Here is a 21,146-nt window from a genome sequence, read left to right on the forward strand (position 1 = left end):
ATTAATTCATTGAGAACCTCATCAATATTTTTTCTCCTTTTGAGTTACTTTACATTAGGAACGTTTATTTTTTTAAGGCTTCCACAATTGTATAGGCAATACAAAGACAATTGATTGAAGCGTTATGAAATTGGATTAGTTAGGCATCATTGAAAAGGTAGCTTCTACTAAACTAAAGAAAAATTTATTTCCATTCAACTATTGCAAATAAAGGAATGGAAGCATAACATAAGCTTATAGTTATATACTAATTAAGTCATCTGTCTTTATCGGTGATTTTATTTTAGATACTATATAAGAGAATGATTATATAAGGAGAGCAGATAAATGGAAAACACACTAATTGAAAAACAATTAAAGGCGGCAGCTGACTTGAACCGCATTAAATTACTTGCATGTATGAAAAATGGGGAGGTATGTGTATGTGATTTTGTGGATGTTCTAGGGATTTCACAGCCAGCAGTTAGTCAGCATCTTCGAAAATTAAAGGAGGCAGGCATAATTACTGAGCGGAAGGTTGGTACATGGAAACATTATCGTTTAGTGGAGGATCAAACGCCACTTATGAAAGGTATTTTAGAACAAATTAAGCCTGTAACGGGATGCAATTGTAGCTCTGTTTGTACAAATATAGGGGAGGAAAATTAATGGGTAATGAATCTTTAACAAAACAGCTTTCCTTTTTAGATCGCTACCTTACTCTTTGGATTTTTGTTGCAATGGGTACTGGCGTTCTATTAAGTATCACAATGCCCAATATTGGTGAAGCATTAGAATCCATGTCGGTTGGTACAACATCGATACCTATTGCTATAGGGCTAATTGTGATGATGTATCCACCTTTGGCAAAAGTAAAGTATGAGGAAATGTGGCGTGTGTTCAAGGATTGGAAAGTTCTTGTACTGTCACTATTCCAAAACTGGTTACTTGGTCCATTTCTAATGTTCTTCTTAGCCATTATCTTCTTGCATGACTATCCAGAGTACATGGCTGGACTCATTATGATTGGCTTAGCTCGATGTATTGCAATGGTGATTGTTTGGAATGATCTAGCACGTGGTGACCGTGAATATGTAGCTGGTCTAGTCGCATTTAATTCTATCTTTCAAATCTTAACGTACTCAATTTTTGCTTACTTTTTCTTAAATGTATTACCTGGTTGGTTTGGCTTAGAGAATTTTAATGTATCGATTTCCATGTGGGAAATTACGAAAAGCGTCCTTATTTACTTAGGAATACCATTTGCTGCAGGGTTCCTCACTCGATCGATCGGTATTAAAACAAAAGGGAAACAGTGGTATGAGGAAAAGTTCTTACCGAAGATTTCACCACTCACACTAATTGCACTGCTGTTCACTATCGTGATGATGTTTGCATTAAAGGGTGAGAAATTAGTGGAATTACCACTTGATGTAGTTCGAATCGCAATTCCATTATTTATTTACTTTGTTGTGATGTTCGCTGTTTCATTCTTTTCTTCTCGTAAAGTAGGAGCATCTTATCCTGTCACAGCAGCCCTTTCTTTTACAGCCGCTAGTAACAATTTTGAGTTAGCAATTGCTGTAGCTGTAGGTGTTTTTGGACTTCATAGTGGCGTAGCTTTTGCTGCTGTTATTGGTCCACTTGTCGAAGTACCAGTACTTATTGGACTTGTATGGGTTGCCTTACGCTGGGAGAAGAAATATTTTAAAACCACTAAATTATAGGGAGTACTTTTCATGATAAATACACTTTATTTCTTATGTACAGGGATTTCTTGCCGTCACTGATTGGGCAGTTAAAAGTGCTGGTATTGAAGCACATGGCGTAAATGTAAGTGCCACCAAATGCCATTCTAGAAATTGAGGCACTTAATCATCTTTTGGTATAATAAAGTATAGATTTTTTGGAACGGAGCGATTGATATGAATGGAACGCAAAAAGCGTTTTTTGAAGAAAAAGAGCGTTCACTTGGCGTTCGTCTAAATGATGTGCAGACGCAGGCGGTGTTGCAAACGAATGGCCCGCTGTTACTATTGGCATCTCCCGGTTCAGGAAAAACGACTACGATTATTATGCGTATTGGCTATATGATTGAGGCACTTGGTGTGAATCCTTCTCGCATAAAGGCTGTCACGTTTAGTAAGGCTTCAGCCGGTGATATGAAGGCCCGTTTTGCAAAGTTTTTCCCGCATTTGCCACCAGTTGATTTTTCGACGATTCATAGTTTAGCATTTCAAGTTGTACGGCAGACACTTGAACGTCAGGGCATTTCGTACGGTATCATTGAAGAATCGGACAAGCCTGGTGTTGTTTCAAAAAAAAGAGTACTTCGCGAGATTTATGAACAATTAAATGGCTCAAAAATTACCGAAGATCAGTTAGACGAGCTACTGACGTACATAACGTTTATCAAAAATAAAATGTTGCCAGAACAAGAATGGGCAATTGCAGAAGTAAAGGTGCCAAAAAAAGTCGAGATTTTACAGCGTTATGAAGAATATAAACGCACAGGTAGTGACCGTTTGTTAATTGATTTTGACGATATGCTATTAATGGCGAACGATATTTTTACGAAAAATCGAGAGGTGCTGGCGCAATACCGACGCCGCTACGATTATTATTTAACGGATGAAAGTCAAGATACATCGCCCGTTCAACATGCGCTCATCGCGAAGCTCGTCGCAGTCCATCAAAATTTATGCGTCGTTGCAGATGAGGACCAGGCCATATACAGCTGGCGCGGTGCAGAGCCAGATTATTTGTTAAATTTCCGAAAGATATATCCGGAGGCGCAGGTTTTACTTATGACGCAAAACTATCGTTCATCAGCGACGATTGTAGAGCCAGCCAATATATTCATTCAGCGAAATAAAAAGCGTTATAACAAACAAATGTTTACAGAAAATCCTGCAGCAGAGCCAATCTCGTTTAAAATCTTAGAGAATTACAATTTACAGGCCAAATATATAGTGGATCAGTTGAAAAATCTGTCTAAGCGTGGCTCAACGGCTATTTTATATCGAAATAATACGTCAGCCATTCCGCTTATGGACGCATTTGACAGAGCAGGTTTGCCTTTCTATATGAAAGATTCCACGATTCGCTTTTTCACGCATTGGGTCGTGGAGGATATTATGAACTTCATGAGGCTAGCGTACAACACAAAAAATATTACGATATTTGAAAAAGTTTATAGAAAAATGAATGCTTATATTACACCAACGCAAATGAAGGCGCTACAGAATTTGCCGGAGGATGGCTGTGTATTCACACAGTTGTTAGAGCATGTTGAGTTAAAAGATTATCAGCCTGAATATATTAAGCGGATTCGCAAAACGTATGATAGCATTCAATTTGATAAAACAACGCCAACAGCCATGCTAGAGCATATCCGTTTTGACTTTGGTTATGAGCGTACCTTAAAGAAAATGAGTGAGACACTCGGTTTTAATTATGAAAATTTACTAGATATTGTGGATGTACTTGGTTTAATTGCTCGTCATACGCCGACGATGACCGAATTTGCGGGTCGTTTGAAGCAACTTGAAAATTTAGCACGTTCGTCTCATATGGATAATGAATTGAATGCAATTACACTGACAACATTGCACAGTTCAAAAGGCTTGGAATTTGACCGTGTGTATTTGATTGACTTGATTGAGGGGATTTTACCTAGTGAGGTGGAAGAAGAAATCGAGGAAGAAACACGACTCTTTTATGTCGGTATCACGCGTGCGATCCGCCATTTGGAATTAATCTCGTATAGTAAACGCTTTAAAACAAGTGTGGTGCCATCGATTTTCATGAAGGCGTTAAAACAAATCGTCTCACCGCAGGAATTGCCAAAGAAAGCGCCGAAAAGTCCGAAGAAAGCACTAAAGCAATACCGTAATGAGCGGACGATTACAACCGAGTCGGCGTTAATTGTTGGCTCAAAAGTAAAGCATGTGATTTTGGGAGAAGGGGAAATATTAGCCGTTACGAGTAGCACGATTGAATTATCATTTGCTAGCGGGATTAAGCAGTTTCTGACGGATACATGTTTACAGCAAGGCTATTTAGAAACGATGGAAGATTAAATGAAGCGTATTCGAGATTTTTTCGAATACGCTTTTATTATGCTATTATGTAGCGGTACCTTGCTGGAAAAATAAACGTCATTGCTCATCTTTGTCTTACCACCAAATGGAACTTCTATTTTAAAGATGGATCGTAATTTGAAAGAGAATAAATAGTTGAGAGTTTTGATCAATCTTTTTCAAAACAGGCTCTTTAGATTTGTTTATATCAAGGTTAATATCATTAATTTAATCAAACTTTACTACAAAACTACAGGGATTCGGTAAAAATTCACTCTCTTTTTATTGAGAACATTCCGGATTAAGTTGTCATTTTTCAGTAAAGGACACGCCATAAATAAAAGGTAGCGTATGATTCCCAGTTTTTCCATGGAAACGATATTTCTAAAATTTCATCTTTCGTAGGCTTTCGGTTCATATTACGTAATCGTTTTATCGAATTAATAAGACCCACATCATCGATTGGAAAGGCTGTCTGGAACCTAAGGCAGCGCATCAGCACATAATTGGCTGTCCAAGGACCGATTCCTCGTATTTTAATTAAGTTTTTTTCAGCATCTTTAAAGTTCATGTTCATTAATTTTTCCCTTGATAATTCTCCACTTGCCATTAATCTCGCAATTCCAATAATATATTCACTTTTTTTTACCGTCATTTTAATATCTGCTAGGTCAGTAGGTGTTAACTGTGCAATTCGTTCGTACGTTGGGAACACCCAATACTTTTTACCATTCCATTCGATAGAATCGCCAAATCCTTCTACAAATTGCTTCTTTAAGGAGTATGCAAAGGCTAAGTTAATTTGTTGCCCTAAAACTCCCCAGCATAAAGCTTCAAATAAATCGGGAATGCCAATAACTCGCAATCCATAGAATTTTCGAGCAGGCATGTTAAGTAATGGGTCTGCTTTTGCCATTTCATAAAATGGCGTTAAATCGTTATCAAGATCAAACCATTCATGAATATATTTTACAATCACTTCCCGTTTCCACTTTTCAATAGGTCTAGACTCATTTAGGAATTGAACATGCATTTGTTTATTATTGATTACGCTTAGCTGTACTAAGGACCGAATGCCCCCAATAGCTATAACTTTTGTAATGATATCGTTCTCTATTTCATACATGCATTCATTTTTTTCCCTTGTTAGATAGCCAAGATTTGCATTTATATCGAAATTTTCAGGTAATGTAATTACAATAACATCATTCTCTTCATGCCATGTCACTTTTTCATTCTCCTCATCTTATTACGATTTTCTATACTATTTAAAACTCACACTGACTGTAATTTTACTTTATCACAAAATAATCTTTACTAATTTTGTTATCTTGCTATTACATTCTAAATACCTTATTTTTTTCTAATTATGAGGTTATAGTGTTAGTTATCAAGAATGCTAAATAGAGGGAGTGGATAAAAATGGTCCAAGATATAAAAACGCGTGTCGAAAACTTAAATTGGGATTTCATCCAACATGAATTAGATACGCAAGGATTTGCAAAGCTTCCAGTGATTTTAACAAAAGAGGAATGTGAATTTTTCATAGCATTGTATTATGAGGAAGAGTCCTACAGAACGACAATCAATATGACGAGATATCGCTTCGGGAATGGAGAGTACAAATATTTTTCCTATCCATTACCTGATATCATCCAAAGTTTAAGAGAGTCCTTTTATCCAGAATTGGCCAAAACAGCCAATCGATGGTTAGGTTATTTAAAGAAAGCAGAACAGTTTCCAGATCAACTTCAAGATTTTTTGAACACCTGTGAAGAAAATGAACAAACTAGACCGACACCTTTACTATTAAAGTATGAAACAGGCGGGTTTAATTGTTTGCATCAAGATTTATATGGCGATATATTTTTCCCGTTTCAAGTAGTATTTGTATTAAACCAACGAGAGAAAGACTTTTGCGGTGGAGAATCTCTATTAGTGGAACAAATTCCTCGTGCTCAAAGTAGGGGACATGTCATTACTTTAGAACAAGGCAGTGCGCTGATCTTTCCTACTAACCATAGACCTGTTCAAGGTAAAAAAGGATATTACAAAAATACGGTTCGTCACGGAGTAAGCACGGTTACTGCTGGAGAACGATACGGTCTGGGGATCATTTTTCACGATTCTAAATAAAGTGAAATTTTGATCAGTGGGGATTTTCTTCATCCCCCACTGATCATTGGTTAAACCAATCGGGCTTTTACGGGCTGTTCATCTCCCACTTAAACTTCTTTGATTTCTTTATGTTTTGAGGTTGGAGTCTTACAGTCCGTTAATGCGGGATAAAAAATAAACTTCAATATCTTGCTATTCCATTCCCAGAATTGTACATTCTGAATTTATAGGGAGTATATTGTAAGGAGAGGTGAGATATATGCCGGATAGTATTAATGACGGACATAAAGAGAGCCATGATCATCGAATTTCGAATGATGTAGAAATGATAACAGATGAAAAGTGGCAAGCAATTATAAATAATGATACAGCGTACAATAATCAATTTTTCTACGCTGTCAAGTCGACAGGGATATTCTGTAAACCATCCTGTAAATCTCGCGTTCCGAAAAAAGAAAATGTATGCATTTTTTCAAACGCAGAACAAGCACTCCGCGCAAATTTTCGCCCTTGTAAACGTTGCAAGCCCACTAATGAAAATCTGCCAGATAGCGAGTGGGTGGATTTAATTACGGAATACATTGATAAAAATTTCACAGAAAAATTAACGCTGGAATTGTTAGCAAATATTTGTCATGGGAGTCCGTATCATCTGCATCGAACATTTAAAAAAATTAAAGGTATCACGCCGGTTGAGTATATACAACAAGTGAGAGTACACGCGGCTAAAAAGTATTTGATTCGGACAAATAAAGCGATTGGAGATATCGCCATATGTGTGGGTATGGCTAACGCGGCTTATTTTATTACTTTATTTAAAAAGAAAACTGGACAGACACCAGCACAATTTCGTCAATTGAGTAAAATGGAGGAAAAGCACAATGGAAACAAAGAATAAACCTACCCTTTATTGGTCTTTACTAAAGTTTAATGATTGGAATTTTTATATTGCTTCAACTTCCAAGGGGCTAGTATTTGTAGGTTCACAGAACAAACCCTTCGAGGAATTGTTCAACTGGGCTAAGAAACGCTTTCCAGGAAGTCCTCTTGTTGAAGATGATGAAAAGCTTGAACCCTATGTCGTTGAAATCGCTCAGTATCTAGAAGGAAAGCGGAAAACCTTTACTGTTGCATTTGAGTACGTAGGAACGCAATTTCAGTTAGCAGTCTGGAATGCACTTTGTGAAATTCCTTATGGACAGACGAAATCCTATTCCGACATTGCAAATGATATAAATAAACCAGCAGCTGTTCGTGCTATAGGAGCGGCTATTGGGGCTAATCCGGTATTAATTACTGTACCCTGCCATCGTGTAATAGGAAAGAATGGCTCATTAACTGGCTATCGGGGAGGATTAGAAATGAAGACACTGCTACTGGATCTAGAAAAGCGAGCTTCATCTAGCAATGAGTAATTATTACCGTACTATGAATGGAGGTAGCGTCATGAAAAGTGAATTATTCTATAAAAGTCCGAAAACCATTCTAAATAAAGGGACTGGCTTTCTTTCTGGATATACTCATTCACTAAATCCTTATACAGGCTGTTCATTTGGGTGTTCCTATTGTTATGTACGCGAAATGCCTGTATCTCTTTTTCGAGAAGGAGAATGGGGAAATTGGGTCGATGTTAAAAACGGAGCTGCGAATTTACTAAAAAAGGAGCTCCATCGCGCCAAAACCAAAGGAAATGTCACCATTTTCATGTCATCAAGTACAGACCCGTATCAACCAATAGAGCATAAGGAAAAAGTGACGCGATCTTTACTAGAAGTGATGGTAGAAGATCCCCCTGACTTCCTATTTGTACAAACTAGAAGCCCACTTGTAAGTCGAGATATCGATTTGCTGCAACATTTTAAAGATAAAGTTCGGGTAAGTATGACAGTAGAGACTGATAGGGAAGATATTCGCAAGCATTTTACACCCTATGCTCCTCCTATTCCAGCAAGGCTTAAAACACTCCAACTGCTTGCTGAATCCGGTATTCCTGCACAGGTTGCCATCGCACCTGTATTACCAAGTAGCGAGCGATTTGCAGAAATATTGCGTCCCTTGGTTAACCGAATATGTATTGATGATTATTTTATGGGGGACGGCAGTGGTGGTAAACGAACACACAAGATGGGCATACAAGCGTTATATAGAAATTTGGAAATGGAAGAATGGTATGATCCATCCATCTATCAAATGGTATATAAACGAATGCAGCAGTATTTTTCGGAAGAAGAACTTTTCATTAGCCAGAAGGGTTTCGAACCCTAGCGTTATAAATAGTAATCATCAGGTCATTTTGGAACTAAAATCACTTTTATAACAGGTTTTGATTTTTTCTGTGGGACAAACATTAGATGAAATAATAGGGGTGTATTATGAAAAATAACAAACAGTTTAATTTTCACAAGCTTTGGCTAGGGCAGTCTATAAGTTTGTTAGGTACACAGTTTACAGTAGTAGCTTTGCCTCTTTTTGCATTACAGGTGCTAGAAACAAGTGAGGCGAATGCGGCCTTGCTTCGCGGAATTATATTCATACCCTACCTACTTTTCGGATTAGTAGCCGGTGCTTTGATAGACATCCTACATAGAAAAAAGGTTTTGCTAATTTGTAGTATATGTCAAGGCGTTCTATTTTTATCAGTATTCATATTGACTGTAACAAATAAAATAACCTTCCCTTTATTGGTGTTACTCATGTTTTTAAACGGAATATTTACCACGTTTTACAATATTACAATTCCTTCTTTCTTACCGGAAATAATAACAGATAAAGACAACTTAAAAAAAGGAAATGCTCAGCTAGCCCTTTCGGAGTCTCTTTCTATAGTAATCGGACCTATGTTAGCAGGAATCGTTATTACTCTAGTTGGATTAACAGGCTTATTCACTGTTGACGCAGTAACGTATTTTGTTTGTTTTGTGTGTGTATTATTTATTTCAAGGTTTAAACCGCATACAGAAGGCTCTTTAAAAAACGTAAATATAAAATCAATCTATATAAACATATATGAAGGTTTGATCTATTTTAAAAGCCACCCTGTATTGGAACCAATTGTAAGCTGTGGCGCTGTTTATGGTTTTTTTAAATACATACTAAATAGCATTTTAGTAATCTTCCTTTATAAGGTAATGGGTCTATCTGAACTTGAAATAGGCTTTGTTGTAGGTTCGGCGGCAGTAGGGTTTTTAATAGGTAATACGATACTCGTAAAAAAAAGTCAACAAATTAATAATACAAAAATGCTAATTTATAGCGCTACTGTATCAGTTATTGGACTGTCCTTCATACCGATAATGGGCTATTTCGGAACCATTTACGGAATAGTAGCTGCAAGTATCATACATGGTATGGGAGAAGGTGTATTTGGCCCTTACGCTGCAACCATACGACAACTTGCCTCACCAAGTCACATGCTAGGCAGAGTAAATGCTGTACAGCGTACGCTTAATTGGGGAGCTTGGGCATTAGGAAGTTTTGCTAGTGCATTTTTAGTTTCTATAGTTGGGCTTCAAACTACGTTATTTATAGGGGGTTTCGGAACAACATTGTGTTTAATAGTGTTGTTAAGGCGAGGCGTAATAAAAGGAACCAACATTGAAAATACGAGTTCAATTTAGAGGAGATGATTATGATGAATAAGTTATCAAAAGGAACTGCTGACATAGAAAATAAACCACATGTTTTATTTATAGGGGGTTGGACAAAGCCTATACAGGATGCTTTAGACAGGGGGTACACTGTCTCGTATATGGGGTCTTACACTAAACACATATATTTCGATGGAACTGTCTTAGAAAAGTGTTTTTATAAAAAAGAAATAGATACAACAAACATACCCGTGTGTATATACTATGCTGAAGAATTGTACAAGGAGAAAGCGTTTGATGTGGTTGTATCTTTCAACGAAGTAGCCTTAGATACAGCTTCTATAATTGCAAAGATTTTTAATGTTAAAGGATTTTCTTACAACGCAAATATGATCACCCGCAATAAAGACATGATGCGTGAAATTCTAGCAGGCAAAGACTTTTCGATAGATTCGATCGTTTGCAACAACATACAAGACATAGATGAATTTTTGAACAAAAAAGATAGTATTATAATAAAGCCCCCGATTGGCGCAGGTGGTAAAGGAGTATCTAAGCTAGACATAGGAGATAACGTAGAGGCATTTATTAAAGATAACGGGATTCAACTACCTATTTTAGTGGAAGAGTACGTTGAAGGAGACGTAGTTTATACGGTCGAAGCCGTTTCTTATAATAAAAAACATTCTATACTAGCTATATCAGCTGAAATATTTAAAGAAGGTTCGTTTTTAATAAACTATACTATTATGCCGGCACCTATAGATGAATCTCAAAAAAAGGTAATCATTGAGAAAGTAATGCTATTTTTGGACGATATGCAACTGGAAGACGGCATTACTCATACAGAAGTAAAGATTAACAAACAAAATAAACCAATAATCATAGAGTCTCAAGTCAGGATAGGTGGGGGTAACATTTGGAAAATGGTAGAATTAACAACCGGCATATCTCAGTTCGGATATTACTATGATGCGTTAGCTGCTAAAACTATAGATGAATTTAGATGTGTACCTTCAAAATGTCAAGCGATGTCTTTAAGTTTGATTCCAAAACCAGGTTGCTTAAAAGAAATCAAGTATGAAGGGTTAGCTAACATATCCGAGATCGTATTAATTGATCTATTAGTAAAAGAGGGCGACACCATACAAACTATTGTAGACAGTACTGGGCGAAAAGGATATATATTATTTACGGCCAATGATATAAAACATATGTACGAAGTTGCAGATAAAATTTGTGACAATATAACGTTTGTTTATCAGGATTTGTCAGAATGGAAACCTTCTTTTAAAAGAATTTAAAAAAGAATGTAGCACATGACTGGACTATGTCAAGAAAAAGGACAATACAAGTAAGCTTAAGAGGTGATTGTTCAATTAGAGCAATCGCTTCTTGTATTAACGGGGTAGTTTAGTGGAAAAAGGAATTAAAAACTTATGTTTGCAAAGGAACATCTTTTAATGAAAAAATTAAAGCCAAATGCCTATGTATTGTCCCGCAAACCACTAATATTCCTTTTGATTATTGTCATCATTGTTTCTACTCTATTTATCCCCCAATATTATTAGGACAACCATTTGTTCTAGGTGAAATTATAGTCCGGACCAAGATTTTTATCGATACATAGAAAAACAGCTCACTAAGTGGCCGAATGTACCATTCCATCAGGACATGAATATTTCAGATAAGTTCATACCTGGGTCAACATCTAGCCAATCGACCTGTGGAAAATCAGTAGCTGTATATCTGATGATACTATCAAAGATATACAGCTACGCGTCATATGTTTCCAGATTTTTATATTTTTAATAACGGTTCCCTAAATAATTTTAAAATTTTTGAACGAAATGAAGCATCGATGAGTCTAATTAGGGAAGGAGGCGAAAAGGATGGAATTTGAAATCGTGCAGCGTGCTATTCGTGGGGATCATCAAGCGATACTTTCACTAATTGAAATGGATGAAGAAATTTTATATCGCATGGCTTTTACATACATGAAAAATGAGCAAGACGCTTTAGACGTGATGCAGGACCTGGTTTACAAGGCCCTGAAAAAAATGCATACCGTTCAACAGCACGAATATGTCAGAACATGGCTCGTGCGCGTCTTAATCAATTGTTGTAAAGACCATTTACGAAAACGCCAACCAACCGTTTCAATTGAGGAACATCACCTAATTGAATGGGTCATTTACTCTGATATGGAGCGGTTATTGGAACATTTATCCTTGTCGGAGCAGCAACTCGTCTATATGAAATATTTTCAGCAACTAAAAAACAAAGAAATTGCTGAGCTAAATCAAATACCTGAAGGTACTGTAAAGTCTAAGCTTCATCACATACTAAAGAAGCTTAGAAACTTCGCTGGAGAAAAGGAGGACTGGCTATGAGTAAACTACCGATTGACGTCCCAAAGGAGAAACTTCAACAAGTTCGGATGGATATGTTGCGTAAAGTACAGCGAGAAAAACGAACAAAGAAGCGCATTTTTTCGGCTGCAATAGTCTTTTTGTTTTGCTTAAGCCTTTTATTTTCAATTCGTGTTTCTCCTACGATTGCTAGCTATGTTGAAAAAATACCAGGCTTTCAAGCAATTGTATCTGCGGTTGTAAGAGATAAAGGGATAAAAGATATTGTGGATAATGACTACTATGAAGATATCAATGTGACGCAGTCTAAAAATGGCCTATCGCTTACATTGCAAGGCGTGATTGCAGATAATTCGGGATTAGTACTTTACTATGACGCAGATGCCTCATTTGATATTTCAGAATTACACTTGGAGGAAGTTCATTTGTTCCAAGGGGACGAAGAAATTAAAGGGGGGTCATTTACAAGCAATCAATCACATCAAACACACATCTCTTCTTCAGTAGAATATAATTTTTCAGAGTCTTTTGCTTACACTTCAAAGGATTTTAAAGTGGTTTTTCGTTTTAATGACAAAGATAAGGGGAATATTGAAATTACGATACCGTTTTCACTACAAAATGAAATCGCAAAGGAAAAAATTATTACTGCGAATCAAACTGTAGAAGTCGGTGGTCAGAAATTTACGATTACACAAATTCGCCGATCTCCTTTAAAAACGGCAATTGATATTGAAGTAGATGAAGCGAATACGATGCAAATTTTAGCGCTTGATGATATTACGGTCGAGACGGAAAATGGGGAGCGAAGAGAAGGCATTAAATATGGCTTGTCATTAGGTGGTGATATTCGCGACGGCAAATTCACGATGTATTTGCAAAGTAATTATTTCCATGATTCAGATTCACTCAAAATGTTAATTGGAGCTGTTCATGCCGTTCCAAAGGGCGAGGATTTTATCGAAGTTGATTTTGGTACAAAAAAAGTACTCACGAAGCCCGATTATTTGGATTGGGATATTTCTGTAACGCAGCAAAGTGTATCAATTGCTGCAAAGAAATGGGATGATAGAAGGTCACATTCGTTTCTAAATAGTGCTGTAAAAGCAGATGGCACGACGTTAGAATATAAAGGTAGCTCGTTCTCAGATGATGAGCAGTACCTATTTGAGACGGAGAACTTTGAAAATTATGATGGCAAAGCAAAATTATATATCAACTATTTCTTCAATCCTATTGGAGAAAATATTGAACTGAATATTCCAATGCGATAAAGTAAAGATGTTCAAAAAGCAGCGCCTTTTTGAACATCTGTTTTAATATTTTTAGTCTAGCTATGATTGGAGAAGTTTTCTCCATACCAATTCATGGTCAAGAACGTCTGGACATTCAAAATGGTATTAGATAAGCAATCTTTAATAATTTGTCTAAAGATTCTTGTCCATATACATCCTAGTACAGTTATGGGGAATTGACGTACGTATCCAAGCCGTCCTCCACGCCAAATAATTTTAGTTTAAATAAAAAAAATACCTTAGCCACAACTTTCAAGTTATCGGATGTTGCCTATTTTGAGTTAGAATAATTCGTAGCATTGCTAAAGAGTTTTAACAAAACCCATGATAAGTTTGTGAAAAGATGTTTTTACACAAACGATGCAGGTTAATGAAATGATATGGGGGGAGATAGTTTGCGAAAGGTGGAAGTAAGTTCATACAATGGGAAATGGATCCAAATGTTTATAGAAGAGGCTGAAAAACTGAATCTTATTTTTGGGAACGAACTCGTAGACATATATCACATAGGTAGTACCTCTGTTCCAGGGTTAAAAGCTAAACCAATAATAGACATCATGCCTGTTGTGAAAGATATTAATAATGTTGAGAAATATAATATAGGGATGCAAGAAATTGGATATGTCCCTAAAGGTGAAAACGGGATAGTTAAACGTAGATACTTTCAAAAAGGTGGGGACAATCGCACTCATCACGTTCACATCTATCAGATCGGGAGTTGTGAAATAAATAGACACCTGGCTTTTCGAGATTATTTAAAATCGCACCCAGATGAAATGAAGAATTATGGAGAATTAAAAGAAAAATTGGCACAACAATTTCCTCTTAATAAGAAATCGTACATAAATGGGAAAGATTATTTTGTTAAAAATATAGAACTAAAGGCACTGGAATGGTATGAAGATAATCGAAATAAATAATAGAATAACGGATTATGTATTGCTAAGGTGAAAAATGCTACTTAACTATCGAAAAACGTGATTGGTTGCGTTCTAAAAAAGCTAATAGCTGTTTTAGATCTGTTAAAGTCATATCGACAGTAAGTTTATCATCGGTCTTTGGTGATTCAAGTCCATGCGAAAAATCATACGTCATGTAAGTGTTCTTTTAAACAATATTTGGTGAACGATTTTAAGGCAGAAATTTTTCGGTTCACTGAACGAGATTTTTGTTTTAATGATCCTAATAGATATTGTATTAACTTAATCACTAATATAAAACAAATACGTCAATGGCAGCATGTAGTTACATGTATAAAATATCCAGACAAACATGTTAAATTTTTTATTTAAACCAATAAGAAATAAGTGTTGATGGATAGATCAATCTCAGTTGGACAAAATATTTGTGAACGTGAAAAGTTCAAATTTCAAGGATTGTGAGGACTATATATGTCATCTGAAATGGGAGAAATGCATCGTACTGGTCAAGACATTAACGACGAAATAGTACATTTTGGTGGGCAAGCCGAGAGTGTTTTTAGTTCATTGGCTGAACAAGGTCGACTTTCAATACAAAAGAAAGCAGACGAATTAGCTGCACAGTATCTTGAAAGTAATCCTAATCCAGACTATTATGATTGCGTTACAATTGTAGCAGAGGGAGTTTTAACAGCAGGGAACGAAATAAAGGCTAACAGTGGTTCTTGGGGAGAATCAGTAGAAGCAGCACTTGGTGCTGGTGTTGAAATGCCAGCAGCAAAAATAGCTTGTAAAAGAATAACGATGTCTGAACATTAATTTTTGAAAAAGCGTAAGCATAAAAGCTTATGCTTTTTGATATTTATTGATTTTTTTTATCCTCTCCTCAAAGCGGAAAATTAAAACAAGATTTTTATAGTAAATTTTTTTAAAGCTATTTAAATTTAATTGAAATTGCAAGGCACACGTCTAACATGACTTGTCCTTTAATTATGTTGAGGAAAGTAAAAGCATATTTTTATAATTCAATTGAAGTTGTGAAGAATTAAACTTATGTTCGTTTTGGCATTCATTCTAATTTCAATATAAAAAAACGCTAACCGAAAGATTAACGTTTTATACATGATGGTAGGGATCACGCAAGTGTATCTGGTGTTTACTGTATTTGATTCAAAAAACAATCTCTAATTATGAAAGTCCGCACGTTTCTAAAGTAAATCTGAATGCTTACAAAGGTCAGGAGCGGTTTTCTAATATGGAGTCGGAGTCGGAGGAGAACAACGGAAGGAGTCAATGTCTCTTAAAGGAATCGAATATTGATTCCATCTTCCACCGAAAAACCTGTAGCCATAAGCTCTTTCGTGTCCAACAGCAGTCAGAAAGAACCAGAAATTGTCACCATTTCTCAGCCACATATACGTGAAACGAAATATACAATTTTGAAGACCCCTTGTATTCTGGCCATAGAAAGGCATTTCTTCCATATATCGCATAAGTCAGATTCCCCCTTTCTAAAAGTATACATATAACCAGTTTATGCCTAATATCTGAGTTTGGGTTGGACGTATGACCTAAATAGTTTATTTAAGAGGATAGCAGCCACTGCTCGACAAGCTGCAATTCCTTGTTAAGTGATTCGAGGGCGACTGCTTTGTCATTGTTCAACGTATGAAGAAACATATATTACAGGTATAAAGCTAGTACTTTTGAAGTGGGCAAGATAATTGACTCCTTCATTTTCGTTTTTCAATCATTAAATAAATGCAATTCTATTTCGTGTTACAATAGATTCACAGCATCCAACTGACTCCTTTTTAGGAAGGAGGTGTGCTGCTGTGTCTTATCCATCACGCGTTAAAAAGGCCAAGGCTGAAACGAAAAAGAAACGTGAAAAAAGATTAGCCATTTTCGCCAAGTTACGGATTTATTCCGTTTTATCGATACTGTGTATCGTCTTTTTCGGATGATGCTGTAAAAAACTTACGTTTCACCGCTTTGTCTAGCCAACCCGTTGTTTTTAGAAAAATAATCAAAAAAAGCGATTGGGAGCCACCCAATCGCCGCGTACTGCTGTAGATCCATCACGCATGAATCTTACTATCTTCATTGTATGCAAATAGAATAAACATATCAATGAATTACTTTAATCTTTACAACAAAAGTCCATTTTATGCATAGATACTATGGACAGCTTCTATTGTCTTATTAAAGTTTAGCATAGATTTATTATTAATTCCTTTGAGGTCTATCTTATTTTGGGGTGTCTTATTAAACTAGCAATTAGAATGTTAAATTTTCTTTTTTGGAGAATATATAATTTCAGCGCATAAAAGGTGACAAGCTGTTGCTATTTTGAGATTTGTTAAATACTAATTATTAAATATAAGGGGTACGATGAGTGAAAATGAAGAAATACATTTTTCAACACATCTTTAAAGATGAAATGTAAACCTCCCCGGCTCTAATGCTTTACGATTTTTATTTAGAAAAACAGGTTCTGATGGATAAATTTGATATGACCTTAAAGAAGCTTTATAGGATGCCAGAAGCGGGATTAAGTGTGGATGAAGGGGCAATATCTGTTCTTTTTTCCTTTTCCATCTATTCAAATCGTTTCATTAATCAAATCAATTTGCTCCCATGTTAATGAAACAAGTTCAGAGCGTCTTAGACCTGTTGTTGCTTAAACAGGTTGAACAGCCATGATCCGATAAAAAGGTTAAGAAGAGTTGTAAATCGTATTCATAACTAGTGACTGTATTAATAGTTGTATTATATATAGGCATTAAACACACTTTCTGCAACACAATAACAAGATCTTATTTTTTGAACAGAGGAGTGTCAATATGGAAGTAGTATATTTGGCAGGTGGATGTTTATGGGGAGTACAAGCTTTTATAAAAACTCTACCTGGAGTTACGTTTACAGAAGCAGGTAGAGCTAATGGAACAAGTCATACACTTGAGGGCGATTATGATGGGTACGCCGAATGTGTAAAAACAGGATTTGATCCGACAGTTGTAACAATCAGTGAATTAATGGGATATTTATTTGAAATCATTGATCCCTACAGTTTGAATAAACAAGGACAGGATGTGGGCAAGAAATACAGAACAGGCGTATATAGTGATAATCCTAAACACTTAAAGGAGGCGAAGACATTTCTTAGTGAGAGAAATGATTATGACCTTATAGTGGTTGAAGTCTTACCTCTTACAAACTATGTAAGAAGTGCAGAAGAACATCAAGATAGGTTAGCTAGATGTCCAAATGATTATTGTCATATTCCAGAAGAAATATTAAATAAGTATATAGTATAAGTACGAGAATATTAGAAGATGGTTTATGGGATCTATCGTTTCAAAATTGTCTTTCTACATAATAATGGGAAACAGAACTGTTTAATCATTTTAACTATCGGACTCATTGTTTAATTAGCTTCTATGTTCTTCCTATACTCCTATGAAAGAACTTAATCATCTTTCATCTTCTGTGATGTAGCGCTTGTTTTTGCACTACATGGATGGCTAACGGGAGTGTTTGTTCAAGAAAGATTGATATTGAGCGCAAATACATTATTTGATGGGAATTAAACAACTTTAAAGAGCCTTACTACAATAAAATGTAGCAAGGCTCTATTATTTGTTGTTGCTAACAATTTAAACATTAGCTCATTCCGCATCGAAAAACGTGATTGGGGGTGTTCTACAAAACAAATTCATCAATGGCAGCATGTACAGAGAGGTTACTTATACATAAAAAAACGCAGCGTCGTCAAACGCTACAGCAATGTAGAATTTCTAGTAACTGTAAAAAAACATTAGTAGGAAAATCATAATTTTAGGATTTCTTTGTTATTACTTAATATGTGAGCTAATAAGAATAAGTGTTATTCCCGTAAATAGGCAAATGATTCTCGCCACAGGAATTTTATCAGCTAGTCCAAATAATGCAATTGCTGTCGTTACGATTAAAACTGTAGGACCAACCAATGCAAGCATTGTATTAATATAGAATGCTTTTTCTAAATTATTCAACTTTAGCATCAACAATCCAGCACTTACTTCAATACTTCCAGACAATACCCGTAATATAACCATAGCAAGAACCGATTTTTCAATAATTGTCATCATCCTATCTTAATAGAAAATTTTCGCTTATATTATCATTCCATCATTAGGATAACTATAGACTTCTGTTTTAATGAAATACTAAAAACAATATATGTATGATTCATATCAAATATTCTTGTTATATTATGCTTTATAGTATTAATTTAATAAGTGATTTTCTAATTAAAAGTTCAAAGAATGTATTAATAGAATCAGTTTTATTAATCCATTTTCTAAGGAAATAGTATAGGTGCATATAATAAAATCCTAAATATTTATGGGAAAGATAGTACTTATAAAAGATGCAAGCTTTACAAATATCTCAATTGAAACGAAAAATAATTCCAAAGAATTTTATCCGTGAATAACTATTATTCAAGGTTTTAAATAGAGGGTTTAATTAACTGCAGATCCCAATATAGAAGGGAAAATATTAGCCGTTACGAGTAGTACGATTGAATTGTCATTTGCTACGGGGATTAGGCAGTTTTTGACGGATACATGTTTACAGCAAGGTTATTTAGAAACGATGGGAGATTAAATGAAGCGTATTCGGGATTTTTTCGAATACGCTTTTCGTCGAGTAGCCCTACACTACAATCAGTTAAAATGGTAAAACATTGGCAAAGTGGTAACAAAAAATTCTTTTCATCGCTCAATAATAAACCCATTTTTTCCCTAATCAACACGACTGAGATATTATTTTAAATCATCGAAAACGTTTCAAACAGGAGTACTCATTATTATTTTTATGATAAACAAAGGTTTAAACATGTAGTACATTAAATTACCATATGTTATACATTAAAGTTTAATAATGGTATTGTATAAAAAGATAGACTTTTCTCTCAATTTTAAAAAGGAAGGAGTTTTCATTATGTTATCTTTTTCTAAACCAGATGTAGAACAGTTTTTACGAACATTTTCGATTGGTGATTTTGCGGTTAGTCCAGATGAAAAACAACTAGTTTTCAGTACAAATTTAAGTGGCAAGTATAATTTATGGGCCATGAATTTACCAAATACGTTCCCGACGCCGCTTACTTTTATTGACCAGAGCTGTCAAGGTCTTCTCTATGATAAACAAGGACGGTTCATCATTGCCGGTTTTGACCAAAACGGGAACGAAAATACGCAATTTTATGGACTTCCACTTCAAGGTGGGACAATGAAGAAAATTATTTATGAAGAAGGAACTCGCAATTCCGGGCCAATTTTATCCGAAGATGGGAACAAGCTTTATTATACATCTTCGAAAGGAAATCCAACGTATTTAAATGCATATGCCTATGACTTGGTGACTGGTGAGGAAGAAACAGTTCTTGAGGGAAAAGATGCGCCAACTTTTTTAATCGATTTTAGCCCAAATGAAGAGGTAGCCCTCTACTATAAACATTTTGCTAATACGTATACACTCCTATACGCCAAACGAGGAGAGGAACATATTCTTCTGACACCACCAACAGATCAGCAACATACGGTCAGTGACGCAGTTTTTGTATCCGACGAGCTCATCTATTTATTAACGAATTACGATGCTGATTTTACGTATTTGGCTTCGTATAATTTAGAGACAAATGAGTTTGTAAAATTGAAAGATTTAGAGAATGAAAGCTTTACTACGTTGAAATATAACAAAGAAAAGCAGTGCTTGTATGTAATTAGTGAAAAAGGTGTAGAAGATCATTTATACATGCTTGATTTGCTATCGAATAATTGGGAAGAACTAGATTCACCGTGCAGTGTCATCGAAAAGCTTATAGTCACAAAATCCGGTAGTTTATATTTATTAGGAAGAAGTGCTACGAAGCCGATTAATATTTATCAATTTAAGGAAAATGGATGGACATCTTTAACGGAATACACAGTTCCAGGTGTAGATCAAAGCGAATTAGTTGAGCCGGATGTGATTACTTATTCTTCTTTTGACGGACTTGAAATTGAGTCCTTATTTTTCAAAGCTAAAAAGGAAAATGATAATGGTGAAATCATCTTTTGGCCGCATGGTGGTCCGCAAGCTGCAGAGCGTAAATTTTTTAGAGCTTCCTTCCAATTCTTTTTAAATCATGGGTATAGCATCTTTGCTCCGAATTTCCGAGGTTCGACAGGATATGGATTGGCATTCACGAAAATGGTAGAAGGAGATTGGGGACACGGTCCACGCCTTGACAATGTAGCTGGTCTCGAATGGCTCATTGATAACAACTACGCGGAACAAGGCAATATTTTATTGATGGGCGGAAGTTATGGAGGATACATGGCCTTATTGCTTCACGGTAAACATGCTGATTATTTCAAAGCCGTAGTGGATATATTTGGTCCATCTGATTTGTTCTCATTTATCAACTCGGTTCCTGAAGACTGGAAGCCAATTATGGATCAATGGGTAGGAAACCCTGAAAGAGACAAGCAAAAACTCATTGAATACTCACCATTAACGTATCTAGAAACCATGGTCAAACCAATGCTAGTTATCCAAGGGACGAATGACCCACGTGTTGTGAAAGAGGAATCTGATCAAATCGTGCAAGCTTTAAAAGATAAAGGTCGTGATGTCGAGTACATGCTTCTTGAAGACGAAGGACATGGGTTCTCTAAAAAAGAAAATGAAATTGCTGTCTATCAAAAAATCCTCTCATTTTTGAATCAATTCGTTGGATCTAAAGTGAAAGCATAACGGA

Annotated in this window: 17 protein-coding genes; 15 read left to right on the forward strand and 2 right to left on the reverse strand. The window is 35.7% G+C overall.

What is annotated here, in order from left to right; all coding sequences use genetic code 11:
* Nucleotides 1-327: 327 nt before the first annotated feature.
* From BFJ97_RS08790 to BFJ97_RS08800, 3 genes are all read left to right on the forward strand, one after another.
* The gene (locus tag BFJ97_RS08790; protein ID WP_068984268.1) at nucleotides 328-648 is read left to right on the forward strand and encodes an ArsR/SmtB family transcription factor; all 321 of its coding nucleotides are present in this window, start codon (nucleotides 328-330) and stop codon (nucleotides 646-648) included.
* A complete protein-coding gene (gene arsB / locus BFJ97_RS08795; protein WP_068984269.1) occupies nucleotides 648-1,706 on the forward strand; it encodes an ACR3 family arsenite efflux transporter in 1,059 nt (352 codons plus the stop codon). Before BFJ97_RS08790 ends, arsB begins: the two co-directional genes overlap by 1 nt.
* Nucleotides 1,707-1,904: 198 nt before the next feature.
* Entirely contained in the window at nucleotides 1,905-4,061 is a 2,157-nt protein-coding gene (locus tag BFJ97_RS08800; protein WP_068984270.1) for an ATP-dependent helicase, read from the forward strand.
* A 316-nt stretch (nucleotides 4,062-4,377) separates the two neighbouring features.
* On the opposite strand, the gene BFJ97_RS08805 is transcribed toward BFJ97_RS08800, so the two are convergent.
* Nucleotides 4,378-5,289, reverse strand: a complete 912-nt coding sequence (locus BFJ97_RS08805) for a DNA glycosylase (RefSeq protein ID WP_068984271.1) — start codon at nucleotides 5,287-5,289, stop codon at nucleotides 4,378-4,380.
* Between the two features lie 194 nt (nucleotides 5,290-5,483).
* On the opposite strand from BFJ97_RS08805, the gene BFJ97_RS08810 reads away from it, so the two are divergent.
* From BFJ97_RS08810 to BFJ97_RS08865, 11 genes are all read left to right on the forward strand, one after another.
* The gene (locus BFJ97_RS08810; protein ID WP_068984272.1) at nucleotides 5,484-6,197 is read left to right on the forward strand and encodes a 2OG-Fe(II) oxygenase; all 714 of its coding nucleotides are present in this window, start codon (nucleotides 5,484-5,486) and stop codon (nucleotides 6,195-6,197) included.
* Nucleotides 6,198-6,438: 241 nt separating this feature from the next.
* A complete protein-coding gene (locus BFJ97_RS08815) occupies nucleotides 6,439-7,077 on the forward strand; it encodes a bifunctional transcriptional activator/DNA repair enzyme AdaA (RefSeq protein WP_068984273.1) in 639 nt (212 codons plus the stop codon).
* Nucleotides 7,061-7,594: a methylated-DNA--[protein]-cysteine S-methyltransferase gene (adaB, locus tag BFJ97_RS08820; RefSeq protein WP_068984274.1), complete on the forward strand. Its 534-nt coding sequence runs from the start codon at nucleotides 7,061-7,063 to the stop codon at nucleotides 7,592-7,594. Before BFJ97_RS08815 ends, adaB begins: the two co-directional genes overlap by 17 nt.
* 31 nt (nucleotides 7,595-7,625) lie before the next feature.
* Nucleotides 7,626-8,444 (forward strand): SPL family radical SAM protein, encoded by an 819-nt coding sequence (locus tag BFJ97_RS08825; protein ID WP_068984275.1) that lies wholly within the window; start codon nucleotides 7,626-7,628, stop codon nucleotides 8,442-8,444.
* 107 nt (nucleotides 8,445-8,551) lie between these two features.
* A complete protein-coding gene (locus BFJ97_RS08830) occupies nucleotides 8,552-9,796 on the forward strand; it encodes an MFS transporter (protein ID WP_068984276.1) in 1,245 nt (414 codons plus the stop codon).
* A gap of 11 nt (nucleotides 9,797-9,807) precedes the next feature.
* Nucleotides 9,808-11,070 carry an ATP-grasp domain-containing protein gene (locus BFJ97_RS08835; RefSeq protein WP_439097998.1) on the forward strand — a complete coding sequence of 421 codons (1,263 nt, stop codon included), beginning with the start codon at nucleotides 9,808-9,810 and terminating at the stop codon, nucleotides 11,068-11,070.
* A gap of 588 nt (nucleotides 11,071-11,658) precedes the next feature.
* Nucleotides 11,659-12,159, forward strand: coding sequence for a sigma-70 family RNA polymerase sigma factor (locus BFJ97_RS08840; RefSeq protein WP_068984278.1), 501 nt, complete (start codon nucleotides 11,659-11,661; stop codon nucleotides 12,157-12,159).
* Nucleotides 12,156-13,412, forward strand: a complete 1,257-nt coding sequence (locus tag BFJ97_RS08845) for a DUF4179 domain-containing protein (protein ID WP_068984279.1) — start codon at nucleotides 12,156-12,158, stop codon at nucleotides 13,410-13,412. The genes BFJ97_RS08840 and BFJ97_RS08845 overlap by 4 nt, the downstream gene beginning before the upstream one ends.
* 416 nt (nucleotides 13,413-13,828) lie before the next feature.
* Entirely contained in the window at nucleotides 13,829-14,353 is a 525-nt protein-coding gene (locus BFJ97_RS08850; protein ID WP_139114404.1) for a GrpB family protein, read from the forward strand.
* A gap of 471 nt (nucleotides 14,354-14,824) precedes the next feature.
* The gene (locus BFJ97_RS08855) at nucleotides 14,825-15,172 is read left to right on the forward strand and encodes a hypothetical protein (RefSeq protein ID WP_068984281.1); all 348 of its coding nucleotides are present in this window, start codon (nucleotides 14,825-14,827) and stop codon (nucleotides 15,170-15,172) included.
* A gap of 2,027 nt (nucleotides 15,173-17,199) precedes the next feature.
* A complete protein-coding gene (locus BFJ97_RS08865) occupies nucleotides 17,200-17,673 on the forward strand; it encodes a peptide-methionine (S)-S-oxide reductase (protein WP_068984283.1) in 474 nt (157 codons plus the stop codon).
* 537 nt (nucleotides 17,674-18,210) lie between these two features.
* Here the strand turns inward: BFJ97_RS08865 and BFJ97_RS08870 are convergent.
* On the reverse strand, nucleotides 18,211-18,486 hold the full coding sequence (locus BFJ97_RS08870) for a YqhV family protein (protein WP_068984284.1): 276 nt from the start codon (nucleotides 18,484-18,486) through the stop codon (nucleotides 18,211-18,213).
* An 856-nt stretch (nucleotides 18,487-19,342) separates the two neighbouring features.
* On the opposite strand from BFJ97_RS08870, the gene BFJ97_RS08875 reads away from it, so the two are divergent.
* Nucleotides 19,343-21,142 (forward strand): S9 family peptidase, encoded by a 1,800-nt coding sequence (locus BFJ97_RS08875; protein ID WP_068984285.1) that lies wholly within the window; start codon nucleotides 19,343-19,345, stop codon nucleotides 21,140-21,142.
* Nucleotides 21,143-21,146 lie beyond the last annotated feature (4 nt).

The sequence above is a fragment of the Lysinibacillus xylanilyticus genome, assembly GCF_001708185.1.
GTDB classification, from domain to species: Bacteria; Bacillota; Bacilli; order Bacillales_A; family Planococcaceae; genus Lysinibacillus; species Lysinibacillus xylanilyticus_A.

What these genes read in the sequence shown, in the direction of transcription:
- BFJ97_RS08790 (WP_068984268.1), top strand. Translation starts at nt 328, where the DNA reads ATGGAAAACACACTAATTGAAAAACAATTAAAGGCGGCAGCTGACTTG.
- arsB (WP_068984269.1), top strand. Translation starts at nt 648, where the DNA reads ATGGGTAATGAATCTTTAACAAAACAGCTTTCCTTTTTAGATCGCTAC.
- BFJ97_RS08800 (WP_068984270.1), top strand. Translation starts at nt 1,905, where the DNA reads ATGAATGGAACGCAAAAAGCGTTTTTTGAAGAAAAAGAGCGTTCACTT.
- BFJ97_RS08810 (WP_068984272.1), top strand. Translation starts at nt 5,484, where the DNA reads ATGGTCCAAGATATAAAAACGCGTGTCGAAAACTTAAATTGGGATTTC.
- BFJ97_RS08815 (WP_068984273.1), top strand. Translation starts at nt 6,439, where the DNA reads ATGCCGGATAGTATTAATGACGGACATAAAGAGAGCCATGATCATCGA.
- adaB (WP_068984274.1), top strand. Translation starts at nt 7,061, where the DNA reads ATGGAAACAAAGAATAAACCTACCCTTTATTGGTCTTTACTAAAGTTT.
- BFJ97_RS08825 (WP_068984275.1), top strand. Translation starts at nt 7,626, where the DNA reads ATGAAAAGTGAATTATTCTATAAAAGTCCGAAAACCATTCTAAATAAA.
- BFJ97_RS08830 (WP_068984276.1), top strand. Translation starts at nt 8,552, where the DNA reads ATGAAAAATAACAAACAGTTTAATTTTCACAAGCTTTGGCTAGGGCAG.
- BFJ97_RS08835 (WP_439097998.1), top strand. Translation starts at nt 9,808, where the DNA reads ATGATGAATAAGTTATCAAAAGGAACTGCTGACATAGAAAATAAACCA.
- BFJ97_RS08840 (WP_068984278.1), top strand. Translation starts at nt 11,659, where the DNA reads ATGGAATTTGAAATCGTGCAGCGTGCTATTCGTGGGGATCATCAAGCG.
- BFJ97_RS08845 (WP_068984279.1), top strand. Translation starts at nt 12,156, where the DNA reads ATGAGTAAACTACCGATTGACGTCCCAAAGGAGAAACTTCAACAAGTT.
- BFJ97_RS08855 (WP_068984281.1), top strand. Translation starts at nt 14,825, where the DNA reads ATGTCATCTGAAATGGGAGAAATGCATCGTACTGGTCAAGACATTAAC.
- BFJ97_RS08865 (WP_068984283.1), top strand. Translation starts at nt 17,200, where the DNA reads ATGGAAGTAGTATATTTGGCAGGTGGATGTTTATGGGGAGTACAAGCT.
- BFJ97_RS08870 (WP_068984284.1), bottom strand. Translation starts at nt 18,486, where the DNA reads ATGATGACAATTATTGAAAAATCGGTTCTTGCTATGGTTATATTACGG.
- BFJ97_RS08875 (WP_068984285.1), top strand. Translation starts at nt 19,343, where the DNA reads ATGTTATCTTTTTCTAAACCAGATGTAGAACAGTTTTTACGAACATTT.